Source organism: Pseudomonas sp. SA233, assembly GCF_054792385.1.
Genome location: NZ_CP096449.1, coordinates 2,466,003 through 2,479,574, shown reverse-complemented (window position 1 = coordinate 2,479,574; position 13,572 = coordinate 2,466,003). Strand labels below are relative to the sequence as shown.

Here is a 13,572-nt window from a genome sequence, read left to right as displayed (position 1 = left end):
GTCTCCGGCGCGGGGTGGCTGAGTGATGAGTGTACGAAGACGGTCATCGAGGACGAATGCTACTTGGGTAGCGGGTGGGCGGTTCCATGGACGTAATTTCACCGGCATGCGCGGGACCATGTAGGAGCGGCCTTGTGTCGCGAAAGGGCTGCAAAGCAGCCCCAGCAATTTGTGCATCGCTGCTGAAATCCTGGGGCCGCTTTGCGGTCCTTTCGCGACACAAGGCCGCTCCTACAATTGACCGTGTTGCCCGGCCTGGCAAGGCTTACCAGGTCAACACCGCCCCCACCGCAAAGGTATCGGTGTCTTCGTTCTGGTCACTGGTTTCATGGCCGTCGATGGAGAACTGGTTGTACTCGGCAACCAGCTTGAGGTTGTCGTTGACGTCATGGAACAGCGCCACGCCACGGGTTTCATAATCCGCACCACTGCCCACCGCGCCGTTGCCATCGTCCTTGGTCTTGCCATACGACAGCGCCACCCGGTTCTTGCCGACCTTGTAGGAGCCCTGCAGCAGGTAGCCGTCGCTGTCGACATTGCGCAAGGTCGGTTCGCCAGCGTTGTTGGTGAAGAACGGGTTGATGCCCTTGGCCTGGAACCCCGAGCCGGTCAGCGACAGCCCCCCCATCTTCGCCTGCACACCGTAGCCGACACCTTTGGAGGTGACCGACTGCACCGCCGGGTCGGTGTTGTCGGAGGTCTGGTAGCTGCCGTTTAGCCAGCTGTAGATCTGCGCCCCACCCAGGTCGAACTGGTAGGTGATCTCGCTTTCGGTACGCGGGTTTTCCTGGTAGGCCTTGCCGGTCGGGCTGCTGTCGTTGGTGTCCACCGGGTCCATGATGCCCACCGCCACCCGCAGGCCGTCCATCACTGAGGTGCGGTAGGTGATCTGCGAGGTGGGGAACGGGTACGGGTAGCCGCTACCGATGTTGCCGAACGAGACCCCGCCGCCGTCAACCAGCCCCAGGGTGTCACTGACCTGGCCATAACCGGCCAGCAGTTCGTCGAGCAGGATATTGGAACGGGCGAACAGCCCGAAGTCCTTGCCGATCAGCACCTCACCCCACTCGGGGTTGGCCACGGTGCCGTAGAACTGGCGCACGTCGATGGCGGTGTCGGTGCCGTTGGTTTCGCTGTCGTTGATGGTCACCCAGAACGAGGCTCGCGCGCCGAGCTTCAGGTCATCCACCTGCTTGCCCATGTTGAAGCCCAGGTAGTTGGGCAGAAAGCCCATCTTCACCCGTGACTGGCGGCGATCGAACTGCTCGCCCTGCCGATCGACATCGCTGTTGACGTAGAAGGCGTTGATATAGCCGTCGGTGGAAAACGTCGTCTGGTCCTTGTCGTACAGCATGATCTCGGCCTGGGCCAGGCTGCTCAGGCAAAGGGTCGACAGGCTGACGGTAACAGCCGCCAGCAAACGTGGGGACAGATTCTTATTGTTGTACATGGCGCGCTCCGAAACGGGGACGGGATGTCGGAGGCGATTATCAGAAGCTGGCAAACAGCCAGAAACGCTGCCTTGGAGGGGGCTGCCAGGTGCTTTGGGCCTGCGCGCGCGGCGTGATGATTCCGGCCCAGGACCGGGTTACGCCCAGAGGCAAGACTTCTGGCGTAACCCACAGGAGCAGGCGAGGATCAGTACGGCAGACTACAGCGGGCCCCTGTCAAAGGTCCAGGGCACCACTGAGCAAGGCGTTCAGCATGGGTGCGACGTCAGCGCGCTGCTCGTCCAGCAGACACAGCGGGAGGCCTTGCCAGGCTGGTTGTAAATCGGCCAATCCCTCGCCAATCAAGGCCAGCGGACAAACGATTGCCATTTGCAGCGAACGCAGCCGCCTGGCCAAGGCAGGGTCCACCGGCACCTGGACCTTGATCACCACTGCTGCGGGCTGCATTGCTGCACACAGCATGGGTATTTCTTCCAGCGGCTGCCCGCAACCGAGCACTTCGATGCGTTGCTGCTCGCTGCTCAACAGCAGCCCGGTGCACAACACCTGCAGTTCGGCTTGCCCCTCGGTGCCGGCCAGCAGCACGCGCGGTGCATCGGCCTGGTTCATCTGCAGGCGCATCAGCAGGCGGGCGCGCAGGAACATGTCCAGAAACAGCCATTGGCTACGCTGGCCCGGCGCAATGCCTGAGGCCAGGCCATGCCAGACCGGCATCAGCACCTCACGCAGCACGGTGGCCTTGGGCAGGACGGTGAACAACTGCCCATGGATGCTTTCCAGCGCTTGTGTATCGAATGCCTTGGTTGCACGCTCCACGGCAGAGCGCCAGTCGTCGAACGCCGAGTGCTGCTGCACCGGCGCATCCGGCTGGCCTGCGAGCATGCCGCCTACCTTGCTGATGGGCACCCCATTGCCGGTCCAGTGCAAGATGTCGCGTATGCGCTGGACATCGCGGGCGGTATAAAGGCGATGGCCACCCTCGGTGCGCTGCGGGCTTATCAACCCATGGCGCCGCTCCCATGCCCGCAAGGTCACCGGATTGATGCCGGTCAGGCTGACCACATCGCGCATGGGTAGCAAATCGGCTGGGGTGGCGTCAGTCATGATGAGGGTTTATCTGGGGGGTGGCACATTCTAAACCCATATGCACCTTCTGCGGCGAGCCTCCTTGGGTCATCATGCAACAAACGGCGCCGAGGCCTTCTGCACGCAGGCCAGGCTGCGCACTTCGCATCCTAAATGCCTGTAGGTGGGCCCCATGATCAACGCGAAACTCATGCAACTGATGGTCGAGCATTCCAACGATGGCATCGTCGTCGCAGAGCAGGAGGGCGACGACAGCATCCTTATCTACGTCAACCCCGCCTTCGAGCGCCTGACCGGCTATCGCGCCGAGGACATCCTGTATCAGGACTGCCGTTTTCTGCAGGGCGACGATCATGACCAGGCCGGCCTAGCCAACATCCGCGAGGCGATCCGTGGAGGCCTGCCGTGCTGCCAGGTGCTGCGCAATTACCGCAAGGACGGGAGCTTGTTCTGGAACGAGTTGTCCGTCACGCCGGTGTACAACGAGGCGGACCAGTTGACCTACTACATCGGCATCCAGCGCGATGTCACAGCGCAGATTTTCGCTGAGGAAAAGCTACGCGAGCTGGAGGCCGAGGTGGCTGAATTGCGCCGACAACTGGGCCAGGCTGAGCGCTGAACAAAACCTATACAAGATCGTTGACTTGTATAGATTTACGCTTAGACTTCAGATATACCTGTACAACAAGCCATTTCTGTACAGGATTTCCTGGAGTCCAGCATGTCAGCGTATCTGCAGCAATTCGCCGAGCACTTCAGCAGACTCGACGGGGGCAACCTCGGCACCCTTGAAAAGCTGTACAGCGACGATGTCACTTTTCGCGATCCGTTGCATCAGATCCAGGGGCTGCGGGCTCTGCGAACCTATTTCGCGCAGTTGTACGCCAACGCTCACGACATTCGCTATGCCTTTTCCAGCATCGACGAAGTGATGCCCGGGCAAGGTTACCTGCGCTGGACCCTGCAGTTTCGCCACCCACGCCTGGCCCGCGGTCAGCAGATCAGCTTGCAGGGATGCAGTTACCTGCAATGGCATGACCGGGTCCATTTTCACCAGGACTATTTCGACGCAGCAGCCCTGCTCTACGAACATGTTCCGGTCATGGGCGGTGCGATTCGATGGCTCAAAGGCCGGATGGCATGAGCCGCTGCTGGCTGACAGGCGCAAGCAGCGGTATCGGTGCCGCACTTGCACAATGCCTGCTGGAGCAAGGCCACCAGGTTGCCTTGGGCGCACGACATGCAGATCGTCTCGCCCCATTGGCTGAACGTTTTCCCGGGCAGGTGCTGCTGGCCATTGGCGACCTGGACGACCCCGTACAGGTCGCCGGGATCGCAACCCGTATCGAGCAGGCCTGGGGAGCGCTGGACAGGGTGATCCTCAATGCAGGCACCTGCGAGTACCTGGAGCCGGACCATTTCGACCCTGCCTTGGTCGAGCGTGTGGTCCGTACCAATTTCCTTGCTGTCAGCTACTGCCTGGCAGCGGCCCTGCCCTTGCTTCGCGCCGGTCAACGCCCTCATCTGGTGGTCATGGGCAGTTCGGTGACCTGGCTGGCCTTGCCCCGTGCCGGCGCCTATGGCGCGTCCAAGGCAGCCGTGCGTTATCTGGTGGAATCGCAGCGCATCGACCTGGCCCGCGAAGGCATCGCCGTCACCCTCGTCAACCCGGGCTTTGTCGACACGCCATTGACCCGTCGCAACGATTTCCCCATGCCGCAGCTGTGGTCGGCGCAGCGCGCAGCCAGCCATATTGCCAAACGCCTTCCCGAGCGCCCGCTGGAAATCAACTTCCCCCGGCTTTTCATCCTGGTATTGCGCCTGCTTGGCGCACTGCCCGCGCGCCTGCGCCTGGGGCTTGGGCAACGCCTTGCCCGTCATGAACAGGAATGATGATCCATGCGTATAGCAATCATCGGCAGCGGCATTGCAGGGCTATCCTGCGCTCATCTGCTGTCACGCAAGCATGAAGTGACGGTTTTCGAAGCCGAGAAATGGATCGGGGGCCACACGCATACCCTCGATGTGATCTGGCAGGGTGAACGCCATGCAATAGATACCGGCTTCATCGTCTTCAATGACTGGACCTACCCGCACTTCATCCGCTTGCTCGACCACCTGAAGGTCGCCTCACGGCCGACCGAAATGAGTTTCTCGGTGCATGATCCGGTCACTGGCCTGGAATACAACGGGCACGACCTGAATACCCTGTTCGCCCAACGCCGCAACCTGGTGTCCCCGGGGTTCTGGGGGATGCTACGGGATATTCTGCGTTTCAATCGTCAGGCGCTCGCCGACCTGGATAACCAGCGTATCGATGCCAACGCGACCCTGGGCGCCTACCTCCGGGCTCAGCGCTATGGACAGCGCTTCATCGACCATTACATCGTACCGATGGGGTCGGCGATCTGGTCGATGTCCCGCGCGGACATGCTCGGCTTCCCACTTGCGTTCTTTGTGCGGTTTTGTCGCAACCACGGCTTGTTGTCGGTCAACCAACGCCCACAGTGGCGCGTGATCGAAGGGGGTTCGCGCAGCTATGTCAGTCCGCTGTGCCGGCCGTTTGCCGGGCGCATCCGCCTCGACTGCAAGGTTTTCCGGGTCAGCCGCGACGAAGGTGGCGTCACCCTGACGAGCGCTGCAGGTACCGAGCGCTTCGACAATGTGGTGTTCGCCTGCCACAGCGACCAGGCGCTGGCTTTGCTCGAAGCGCCGAGCGTGCAGGAACGGGAAGTGCTCGGCGCCATCGGTTATGCCAGCAACGATGTGGTGCTGCACACCGATACCCGTCTGCTACCCCGCCGCAAGCGCGCCTGGGCCAGCTGGAACTACCGTCTCGGCGGGCCGCAGCAGGCGCCTGCCGCGCTGACCTACAACATGAACATTCTGCAAGGTATCCAGGCACCGACGACCTTCTGCGTGAGCCTCAACCAGACCGCGCTGGTGGATCCGGCGCAGATCATTGCCCGCTTCCAGTACGACCATCCGCAATACAGCCTTGCGGCGTGCGCCGCGCAGGCGCGCCAGGCGCAGCTGCAGGGCCAGCGCCACAGTTACTTCTGCGGCGCCTACTGGGGCAACGGCTTTCACGAAGATGGCGTGGTCAGTGCGTTGAAGGTGGCCGCGCATTTCGGAGAGCACCTGTGAACAGCAGCCTTTGCGTGGGCTGGGTCAGCCACCGGCGCCTGGCGCCGCGCCCCCACGCCTTCCGCTACAGGATCGGCATGTTCTACCTGGACCTGGACGAGCAAGCCTTGCTGACAGGCCTGTCACGCTGGCTGTGGCGCTGGCGCCTGGCGCCGCTGAGCTGGAAGCAGGCAGATTACCTGCCAGCCCAGACCCGCCGGGGCGAGACCCTGGCCCAGGCTGCACGCTTGCTGGTGCGCAGCGCGACGGGAGAAATGCCTGAGGGGCCGGTGCACCTGCTCACGCAATTGCGTTGCTGGGGGCTGTCGTTCAACCCGGTCAGTTTCTATTTCTGCCATGACCGCGACGGACGACTGACGGCAATCCTGCTGGAGGTGCGAAACACACCATGGCGTGAACGCTTCCATTACGTGCTGCCGGTGCGCGGAAACCTTGCCGGGCCCTTCAGCGTCGCCAAGGCCTTCCATGTGTCGCCGTTCATGCCGCTGCACATGGACTATCGCTTGCGCTTCGCCCTGGACGCTGAACATGTGCGCATCCACATGGAGAACTGGCAAGGCGATAGCAAGGTGTTCGAGGCCGACCTGGCCTTGCAACGCCAGGCGCTGGATAGAGCCGCTGTGCACCGATACGTACTGGCCTTCCCATGGATGAGCCTGCGCACCGTCTCGGCCATTTACTGGCAGGCATTGCGCCTGCTGTTCAAACGCACACCCGTCCATGACCACACGGCCAGCCAGCATGACCTGGCGCTCGGCCATTCCTGCGAGGACCCTGATGATGTCGAACCCCACCCTGAGCGTTAGCAAGTTCGCAGGCCTCGGGCCATTGTTCGGCGGGCTGGCACGAAATGCCGTGCTCGCCCGGCTGGGCAGGCTGCGCCATGGCCACCTGCGCCTGCTCAGCCACGGGCAGCAGTGGAGTTTCGGTGACGCCCACAGCCCGTTGCAGGCCGAGGTGGAGATCCTTGATGACATCACCTGGGGCCTGATAGCCGGCAATGGCTCGATCGGTGCTGGCGAAGCCTACATTCACGGCTATTGGCGCAGTCCCGACCTGGCACTGGTGACTCGTCTGTTCGTCGCAAACCTTGAGGTACTTGACGCGCTCGAGGGGGGCCTGGCCCGCTTCGGCCGCCCTGCCCTGCGGTTGCAGCACAAACTCAACCGCAACAACAGGCGCGGTGCCCGCCGCAATATTCTGGCGCACTACGATCTGGGCAATGCCCTGTTCGAGCGGCTGCTCGACCCCACCATGATGTATTCGGCAGCTCAGTTCGAACACCCGGGGCAGACACTGGAGCAAGCACAGCTGCACAAGCTGGAGCGCATCTGCCAGAAGCTGGAGCTGAGCCCTGCCGACCACCTGCTGGAGATCGGCTGCGGGTGGGGCAGCCTGGCAATCCACGCCGCCACCCGATATGGCTGCAAGGTCACCACCACCACGCTTTCCGAGGCGCAGTACAGCCATACCCTGCAACGCGTTCAGGCCCTGGGGCTGGAGCAGCGGGTGAAAGTGCTTCGCGAAGACTACCGCGATCTTCAAGGCACCTTCGACAAACTGGTCTCGATCGAGATGATCGAGGCTGTCGGCCACCGTTACCTGCCGGTGTATTTCCGCCAGTGCGCCTCGCTACTCAAGCCCGACGGCCTGATGCTGCTGCAAGCGATCACCATACGCGACCAGCGCTATGAGCAGGCGCGGCGGTCGGTCGATTTCATCCAGCGCTACATCTTCCCCGGTGGCGCCCTGCCTTCGTTGAGCGTGATGCTGGAAACTGCCAGCCGGCACACCGCACTCAACCTCTTGCACATGGAAGATTTCGGCCAGGACTATGCCCACACATTGCGGCATTGGCGAGAAAACCTGCGCCAGGCACGCGCAGCGCTGACGGACCTGGGCTACGACGACATGTTCCAGCGCCTGTGGGAGTTCTACCTGTGTTACTGCCAAGGCGGTTTCGAGGAGCGCACCATCGGTGTCGCGCATCTGCTCTGGGCAGCGCCCCAGGCACGGCGCGCGCCCTTGCCTGGCAGTGCCTGATGAGCCGTGGCTGGCTGCTCGCCAATGCCTTGTGGCTACAGGCCGGCTGGTGGCTATGCGTACTGGGGGCCGAAAAGCCCTTCCTGTCGATGCTGGTGATTGCTGGCCTGGCCGTGCATCTGAGCCTGTGCCCGGCCGTCCACGCAGAGGTCAAGGCGCTGTTGCTGGTAACGCCGGTCGGGTGTGTGCTGGATAGCGTGCTGGGCGCGCTGGGCGTGTTCAGCTTCGACACCTGGCCATTGCCGCTGTGGCTTGCGCTGCTGTGGCTGGTACTGGCCAGCGGCATGCGCCACAGCCTGGCATGGGCCGACAGGCACTGTCAGCTCGGTGCACTGCTGGGTGCAGTTGGCGGCCCGCTGGCCTATGTAGGCGGAGCGGGGCTGGCAAATGTCGACTTGCCCATGGGCCCACTGGTAACCGGCCTGCTACTGATGCCGATATGGGCCGTTACCCTCCCCCTGCTTGTGCGCCTTGCGGTGCGGTGCTGACTTGCGGCATCGTTCGGAGCAGTAGCGCACCTGCTCCCAGCAACGTGACCAGCGCTTGCGCCAGTTGAACGGCCGCCCACACACCACGCAGACCTTGCTGGGCAAAAGACCCTTTTTCATATCGGCTGCGCCGCATCGAGTCGCGCCAAAAGTGACTGGCCACGCTGCCAGATGGCATCGCGACGGTCAGCCGACATGCCATCGAGGTTTCGATAGACCAGCGCCAGACGCGGGTTGGCCGAAAGCAGGTGGCGATGACGGATGAGAAAATGCCAGTACAGGGCATTGAACGGGCAGGCGTCCTCCTCGGCCACCTGGTCAACCCTGTAACTGCAGGCCTTGCAATGATCGGACATGCGCTGGATGTAGCGACCGCTGGCGCAGTAAGGCTTGGAGCCCAGGTAGCCGCCGTCGGCGTACATCACCATACCAAGCGTGTTGGGCAGTTCGACCCAGTCGAAGGCATCCATGTAGACAGCCAGGTACCACTCACAGATTGCGGTGGGCGCGATACCGGCCAACAAGGCGAAGTTGCCGGTGACCATCAGGCGCTGGATATGGTGAGCGTAACCCAAGCGAAGGGTCTGCCCGATGGCCTGCTCCATGCAGCGCATGCGGGTGCGACCGGTCCAGTAGAATTCCGGCAACGCTCGCTCGTTACCCAGGTAATTGAGCGCGGCATACTCCGGCATGCGCAGCCAATAGATGCCGCGTACATATTCACGCCAGCCGATCAGCTGGCGGATGAAGCCCTCTGCTGCATTGAGCGGCACTCGCCCCTCGCGCCAGGCCTTGTCGACCCCGTCGCATAGCAAACGCACATCGAGAAGCCCGATATTGAGTGCTGCACTGATGCGCGCATGGAACAGGTACGGCTCGCCCTCGGCCATCGCATCCTGGTAGTCACCGAAAGCCGCCAGGCCGAAATCCAGAAAGTGTTGCCAGAGCTGCTGTGCCTCGGCATGGGTCACCGGGTAGTCGAAACCGTCGATGGCTCCGTAGTGGTCGCTGAAGCGTTGCCGTACCAGGGCTATTACTGCAGCTGTGATGTCGTCCTGTGCGAAATGTGCGGCGAAGGGGCCACGTAGCTGGCGAGGCAAGGCCTTGCGGTTGTCGCCATCGAGATTCCAGGTTCCACCTGCCGGGCTGCCGTCAGGCTCCAGCAGCAGGCCAGTGCGCTTGCGCATGCCACGGTAGAAGTGCTCCATGCGCAGTTGGCCGCGCTCCCGGGCCCAGCGCGCGAAAGCTTCGCGAGAGCATAGAAATCGCGTGTCGCGATGCCACACAAGCGGCAGTGCGGCATCGCGCAACGCCTGCTCCAGGCGCCACTCTCCGCACTCGGTCAGGTGAATATGCGTGGCTCCCAGGGCCTGCTGCCAGCGCCGCAACTCGCCAACGATGGTTCCGCTGTTGCCGTCATCATCGAGTTGCACATAATGCACCTGCCAACCGCGCTCGCGCAGTGCCAGTGCGAAGTGCCGCATGGCGCTGAAGATCAGGACGATCTTCAGCGGATGATGCGGCACGTACCTGGCCTCCCCTTCCACTTCCGCCATCAGCACAGCATCGCGGGCAGGATCGAGGGCGTTGAGGCTTGCCAGGTCGAAGGACAGCTGGTCACCCAGTACCAGACCCAGGCGCATCTTCAGGCTACCCCTGGCTGGTCAGCGTTACCGCTATGCAGATTCATGGCATGCCCCCCAGCAGACGCTGACGCAGTTGTTGATCCCTGGCCCGCGGATCGAGCCAGATGGCGAAGAACGCCCGTGCAAAAACGGGGTCGGCGACCGCCCGGCTGAGTTTGCCATCGACGTAGAAGCGGCAGCCCTGCCCCGGCATGTACAAGCCGGTGATGCGCATGCCTGGCCGTACATCCACAAACGCCTGCTGCATGGCCTGGGACCACGCCGCGCGCCGCTGCGGCGTCAGGTTTTCAGGTGCCAGGCGGTACATTTCCTCGAGGCTGGCCTGTACCAGCGTGTCCCTGGACAGGCTTCGGTGATAGGCCAGCTCAAGGGCAAAAGGCCGGCTCCAGTCCTGGACCGGACCTGCCGCCCAGAGCTGTGCGGTGTAAAGGCGCAAGCCAAACCAGCTGAACTCACCGACGCCCAGCCGTTGCGCTGCCGGCAGCTCCGCTCGCCAGTCCGCCGCCTCCGACAGGGCAGTCAATAGCAGGCAAAGCCAGGCCCAACGAGTTGTGTGCCCCATACTGACCTCGAGCACGTGAAAATACCTGTACAATATTAGAAACTATGTACAATTTTTTATGAGGTTGTACAACTTTTACTTGCGGGTCTCAGGGCCTTGTTTCGGCAGAGCCAGTGACAGTGGCATACCTGCGTCGGGGCCGGCAAAGGAGGCAGTTCAATGAGCCTTGTCAATGACCTTCATACCCCCGCCAACGTGCTGGTCTGCGGAGCCAGCCAGGGGATCGGCCTTGCACTGTGCACCCAGCTGCTGGCGCGCGACGACATCGGATGGGTGTTTGCCGTCTCGCGACATGCCACCAGCAGCCCTGCGCTGGATGCTTTGTTCGCCGAGCACCCACGACAGTTGGTTCGCATCGACTGCGACGCGTGTTCCGAAGTGGCACTGCAAACACTGGCGGCGCGGGTGGGCGCCTGCTGCAACCACTTGAACCTGGTATTTTGCACGCTTGGCGTGCTGCAAGCGCCACCCGCACGGGCCGAAAAAGCGCTGACACAGGTAGATATGGCGGGGCTGCTGGCCAGCTTCACGACCAACTGTTTCGCCCCTGTCCTGCTGCTCAGGCACTTGCTGCCCTTGTTGCGACAGCAACCGATGACCTATGTGGCGCTGTCGGCGCGGGTCGGGTCGATCAGCGACAATCATCTTGGCGGGTGGTACAGCTATCGCGCCAGCAAGGCCGCGCTCAACCAGCTTATGCGTACCGCGAGCATCGAGCTCAAGCGACTGAACCCCGCTTCCACGGTACTGTTGCTGCATCCCGGGACCACCGACACCCGCCTTTCCCAACCCTTTCAGGGCAATGTGGCGCCAGGAAAACTGTTCTCGCCGGCGTTTGCAGCGACATGCATTCTAGCGCTGGTGAGCCGACACGGCCCGGAACAGAGCGGTACATTCTGGGCGTGGGACGGGACACCGATTGCCTGGTGACTCCAGAGCCAGCCTGGCTTCCCCTCTCAGCTGAATACCCAGAGCACGCGGGTGAGCTTGTCTGTCAGGTTGGCGTAACGAAAGCTCGCGTGGGGTTGCAGCTGAAAACTGTCATTGGCGCGCAGCGTTACCGGCTCGCCGCCATCCAGCCAGACGGTCAGTTCGCCTTCGAGCACGAAGCAGCCCTGCTCCGAGCTGTCATCCAGGTACTCCTCGCCACTGCTGGCCCCCGGCTCCAGGTGGCTGTCGAGCATGGAGAACGCGCCCGTTATCGTGGGGGATGCCAGCACATCGGTGATGCCACCGGCCAGGTGAAGGGTACGACGCTCGTGAGGACGGGTGACCCAGTCGAGCTCGCGGGGCTGGTCCAGCTTGTAGAAATAGGCCGTGGAGACGCCGAGCTCTTCGCTGATAGCCGTGAGGTCGGCCACGGTTGGGCGGGATACGCCCCGTTCGACCTGGGACAGAAAGCCCACCGAACGGCCGATGCGCTGCGCCAGTTCGCCCAGTGTCAGGCCCTTGAACTTGCGCAGGTCGCGAATCAGTACGGCCAGGCCTTCGATCTCTTCGTGCACTTTCATGGTTGAATCGCGACTTTCGGATGGGAAAATTGATGCCCTGAAAAGTACATGATTCATTTCACAAAGCAAGATGCTTCGCGGCATTGCAAGATGCCAGCGACGATATGCCTGCGACTTTCTAGCCCAGACTCTAGAAGTTGGTGCGATCCCTGTGGGAGCGGGTTTACCCGCGAACACGGACGAAGTCCGTGCCATCCACCGCGGCGCCTGCTTCGCGGGTAAACCCGCTCCTACAGGTATCAGACCCAGACGCTCAGCGAACAGCCTCGTACGTCAGGTCCAGACACTTGCGGGCTTTTTCCACCAGTTCGTCGATCTCCTCGATGCTGATCACCAGCGGCGGCGCGATGATCATGGTGTCGCCCACGGCACGCATGATCAGGCCGTTGTCGAAGCAGTGCTGGCGACAGATCATGCCGACACCTTTGCCTTCATAGCGCGCGCGGGTGGCCTTGTCCTTCACCAGCTCGATCGCACCGAGCATGCCCAGGCCGCGTACCTCGCCTACCAGCGGGTGGTCAGCCAGCTCGCGCAGGCGTTGTTGCAGGTAAGGCGCGGTCTTGTCGTGCACCTGCTCGATGATCTTTTCGTCACGCAGGATCCGCAGGTTCTCAAGGCCGACCGCAGCCGCCACCGGGTGGCCGGAATAGGTGAAGCCGTGGTTGAAGTCGCCGCCTTCGCTGATGACTTTGGCCACTTCATCTCGCACGATCACGCCGCCCATGGGGATATAGCCGGAGGTAAGGCCCTTGGCGATGGTCATCAGGTCGGGCTTGAGGTCGTAGTAGTCGCTACCGAACCACTCGCCTGTACGGCCGAAGCCGCAGATCACTTCGTCAGCGACAAAGAGGATGTCGTACCTGGCCAGGATCTGCTTGATCTTCGGCCAGTAGGTCTGCGGTGGAATGATCACCCCGCCAGCACCCTGGATCGGTTCGGCGATGAAGGCGGCAACGTTGTCCACGCCAACTTCGAGGATCTTTTTCTCCAGCTGTTCGGCCGCCCACACGCCGAAGTCGGCCTCGGTCATGTCGCCGCCTTCGCCATACCAGTATGGCTGCGGGATATGCACGATATCCGGGATCAGCCCGCCCTGCTGGTGCATGCCGCTCATGCCGCCCAGGCCCGCGCCGGCCACGGTGGAGCCGTGGTAACCGTTGATGCGGCCGATGATGACCTTCTTGTTCTTCTGGCCCTTGAGCGCCCAGTAACGGCGGACCATGCGCAGCACGGTGTCGTTGCCTTCGGAGCCAGAGCCGGTGAAGAACACGTGAGTCATGCCTTGCGGGGCCACATCGGCGATCGCCTTGGCCAGTTCCAGCGCGGGCGGGTGCGCGGTCTGGAAGAACAGGTTGTAGTACGGCAGCTGCTTCATCTGCTGGCTGGCGACGTCGGCCAGCTCATCGCGCCCATAGCCCACCGCCACGCACCACAGGCCCGCCATGCCATCGAGAATCTTGTGGCCCTCGCTGTCCCAGAGGTACACACCTTTGGCCGAGGTGATGATGCGCGGGCCTTTCTCGGCCAGCTGCCGAACATCGCTGAACGGGGCCAGGTGGTGGTCGCGGCTCATGGCTTGCCAGGCAAGGGTCTGCGAATTCTGCTCACTCATTGACTTCACTCCATCAAGTTGCGCAG

15 protein-coding genes are annotated in these 13,572 nt (G+C 62.5%); 8 read left to right on the top strand and 7 right to left on the bottom strand.

Annotated elements, in window-relative coordinates; translation table 11 throughout:
• Positions 1-265: 265 nt before the first annotated feature.
• Positions 266-1,450: a porin gene (locus M1D87_RS11520; protein ID WP_421091545.1), complete on the bottom strand. Its 1,185-nt coding sequence runs from the start codon at positions 1,448-1,450 to the stop codon at positions 266-268.
• A gap of 217 nt (positions 1,451-1,667) precedes the next feature.
• Complete coding sequence (locus tag M1D87_RS11515) at positions 1,668-2,555, bottom strand: MerR family transcriptional regulator (protein WP_061550780.1); 888 nt, start codon at positions 2,553-2,555, stop codon at positions 1,668-1,670.
• A 154-nt stretch (positions 2,556-2,709) separates the two neighbouring features.
• Between M1D87_RS11515 and M1D87_RS11510 the strand changes: the two genes are divergently transcribed.
• The 7 genes from M1D87_RS11510 to M1D87_RS11480 all read left to right on the top strand — a co-directional run bounded on the left by M1D87_RS11510 (position 2,710) and on the right by M1D87_RS11480 (position 8,215).
• Positions 2,710-3,156, top strand: a complete 447-nt coding sequence (locus M1D87_RS11510; RefSeq protein WP_003257626.1) for a PAS domain S-box protein — start codon at positions 2,710-2,712, stop codon at positions 3,154-3,156.
• A 102-nt stretch (positions 3,157-3,258) separates the two neighbouring features.
• Entirely contained in the window at positions 3,259-3,681 is a 423-nt protein-coding gene (locus tag M1D87_RS11505; RefSeq protein ID WP_015270038.1) for a nuclear transport factor 2 family protein, read from the top strand.
• Positions 3,678-4,430, top strand: a complete 753-nt coding sequence (locus M1D87_RS11500; protein ID WP_013972160.1) for an SDR family NAD(P)-dependent oxidoreductase — start codon at positions 3,678-3,680, stop codon at positions 4,428-4,430. The genes M1D87_RS11505 and M1D87_RS11500 overlap by 4 nt, the downstream gene beginning before the upstream one ends.
• A 6-nt stretch (positions 4,431-4,436) precedes the next feature.
• Complete coding sequence (locus tag M1D87_RS11495) at positions 4,437-5,684, top strand: NAD(P)/FAD-dependent oxidoreductase (RefSeq protein WP_013972159.1); 1,248 nt, start codon at positions 4,437-4,439, stop codon at positions 5,682-5,684.
• Entirely contained in the window at positions 5,681-6,490 is an 810-nt protein-coding gene (locus M1D87_RS11490; protein WP_123084387.1) for a DUF1365 domain-containing protein, read from the top strand. Before M1D87_RS11495 ends, M1D87_RS11490 begins: the two co-directional genes overlap by 4 nt.
• Positions 6,465-7,727 (top strand): SAM-dependent methyltransferase, encoded by a 1,263-nt coding sequence (locus tag M1D87_RS11485; RefSeq protein ID WP_015270035.1) that lies wholly within the window; start codon positions 6,465-6,467, stop codon positions 7,725-7,727. The genes M1D87_RS11490 and M1D87_RS11485 overlap by 26 nt, the downstream gene beginning before the upstream one ends.
• Positions 7,727-8,215 carry a DUF2878 domain-containing protein gene (locus tag M1D87_RS11480; RefSeq protein WP_123084388.1) on the top strand — a complete coding sequence of 163 codons (489 nt, stop codon included), beginning with the start codon at positions 7,727-7,729 and terminating at the stop codon, positions 8,213-8,215. The genes M1D87_RS11485 and M1D87_RS11480 overlap by 1 nt, the downstream gene beginning before the upstream one ends.
• On the opposite strand, the gene M1D87_RS11475 is transcribed toward M1D87_RS11480, so the two are convergent.
• From M1D87_RS11475 to M1D87_RS11465, 3 genes are read right to left on the bottom strand one after another with little or no spacing between them, the layout of a single operon-like run.
• Positions 8,153-8,335, bottom strand: coding sequence for a DUF2256 domain-containing protein (locus M1D87_RS11475; RefSeq protein ID WP_082044671.1), 183 nt, complete (start codon positions 8,333-8,335; stop codon positions 8,153-8,155). The genes M1D87_RS11480 and M1D87_RS11475 overlap by 63 nt on opposite strands.
• Positions 8,332-9,858 (bottom strand): cryptochrome/photolyase family protein, encoded by a 1,527-nt coding sequence (locus tag M1D87_RS11470; RefSeq protein ID WP_123084389.1) that lies wholly within the window; start codon positions 9,856-9,858, stop codon positions 8,332-8,334. The genes M1D87_RS11475 and M1D87_RS11470 overlap by 4 nt, the downstream gene beginning before the upstream one ends.
• A 43-nt stretch (positions 9,859-9,901) precedes the next feature.
• On the bottom strand, positions 9,902-10,423 hold the full coding sequence (locus M1D87_RS11465; protein WP_054572907.1) for a chalcone isomerase family protein: 522 nt from the start codon (positions 10,421-10,423) through the stop codon (positions 9,902-9,904).
• A gap of 159 nt (positions 10,424-10,582) precedes the next feature.
• Between M1D87_RS11465 and M1D87_RS11460 the strand changes: the two genes are divergently transcribed.
• A complete protein-coding gene (locus M1D87_RS11460) occupies positions 10,583-11,353 on the top strand; it encodes an SDR family NAD(P)-dependent oxidoreductase (protein ID WP_123084390.1) in 771 nt (256 codons plus the stop codon).
• A 26-nt stretch (positions 11,354-11,379) separates the two neighbouring features.
• On the opposite strand, the gene M1D87_RS11455 is transcribed toward M1D87_RS11460, so the two are convergent.
• Positions 11,380-11,934 (bottom strand): helix-turn-helix domain-containing protein, encoded by a 555-nt coding sequence (locus M1D87_RS11455; protein WP_013972152.1) that lies wholly within the window; start codon positions 11,932-11,934, stop codon positions 11,380-11,382.
• Positions 11,935-12,187: 253 nt separating this feature from the next.
• On the bottom strand, positions 12,188-13,546 hold the full coding sequence (locus M1D87_RS11450; protein ID WP_232880825.1) for an aspartate aminotransferase family protein: 1,359 nt from the start codon (positions 13,544-13,546) through the stop codon (positions 12,188-12,190).
• Between the last annotated feature and the right edge of the window lie 26 nt (positions 13,547-13,572).

Excerpts from the sequence above, each read along its gene's own strand:
- M1D87_RS11495 (WP_013972159.1), top strand. The coding sequence starts at position 4,437 with ATGCGTATAGCAATCATCGGCAGCGGCATTGCAGGGCTATCCTGCGCT.
- M1D87_RS11450 (WP_232880825.1), bottom strand. The coding sequence starts at position 13,546 with ATGAGTGAGCAGAATTCGCAGACCCTTGCCTGGCAAGCCATGAGCCGC.
- M1D87_RS11520 (WP_421091545.1), bottom strand. The coding sequence starts at position 1,450 with ATGTACAACAATAAGAATCTGTCCCCACGTTTGCTGGCGGCTGTTACC.
- M1D87_RS11475 (WP_082044671.1), bottom strand. The coding sequence starts at position 8,335 with ATGAAAAAGGGTCTTTTGCCCAGCAAGGTCTGCGTGGTGTGTGGGCGG.
- M1D87_RS11465 (WP_054572907.1), bottom strand. The coding sequence starts at position 10,423 with ATGGGGCACACAACTCGTTGGGCCTGGCTTTGCCTGCTATTGACTGCC.
- M1D87_RS11460 (WP_123084390.1), top strand. The coding sequence starts at position 10,583 with ATGAGCCTTGTCAATGACCTTCATACCCCCGCCAACGTGCTGGTCTGC.
- M1D87_RS11510 (WP_003257626.1), top strand. The coding sequence starts at position 2,710 with ATGATCAACGCGAAACTCATGCAACTGATGGTCGAGCATTCCAACGAT.
- M1D87_RS11515 (WP_061550780.1), bottom strand. The coding sequence starts at position 2,555 with ATGACTGACGCCACCCCAGCCGATTTGCTACCCATGCGCGATGTGGTC.
- M1D87_RS11505 (WP_015270038.1), top strand. The coding sequence starts at position 3,259 with ATGTCAGCGTATCTGCAGCAATTCGCCGAGCACTTCAGCAGACTCGAC.
- M1D87_RS11485 (WP_015270035.1), top strand. The coding sequence starts at position 6,465 with ATGTCGAACCCCACCCTGAGCGTTAGCAAGTTCGCAGGCCTCGGGCCA.
- M1D87_RS11470 (WP_123084389.1), bottom strand. The coding sequence starts at position 9,858 with ATGCGCCTGGGTCTGGTACTGGGTGACCAGCTGTCCTTCGACCTGGCA.
- M1D87_RS11500 (WP_013972160.1), top strand. The coding sequence starts at position 3,678 with ATGAGCCGCTGCTGGCTGACAGGCGCAAGCAGCGGTATCGGTGCCGCA.
- M1D87_RS11480 (WP_123084388.1), top strand. The coding sequence starts at position 7,727 with ATGAGCCGTGGCTGGCTGCTCGCCAATGCCTTGTGGCTACAGGCCGGC.
- M1D87_RS11455 (WP_013972152.1), bottom strand. The coding sequence starts at position 11,934 with ATGAAAGTGCACGAAGAGATCGAAGGCCTGGCCGTACTGATTCGCGAC.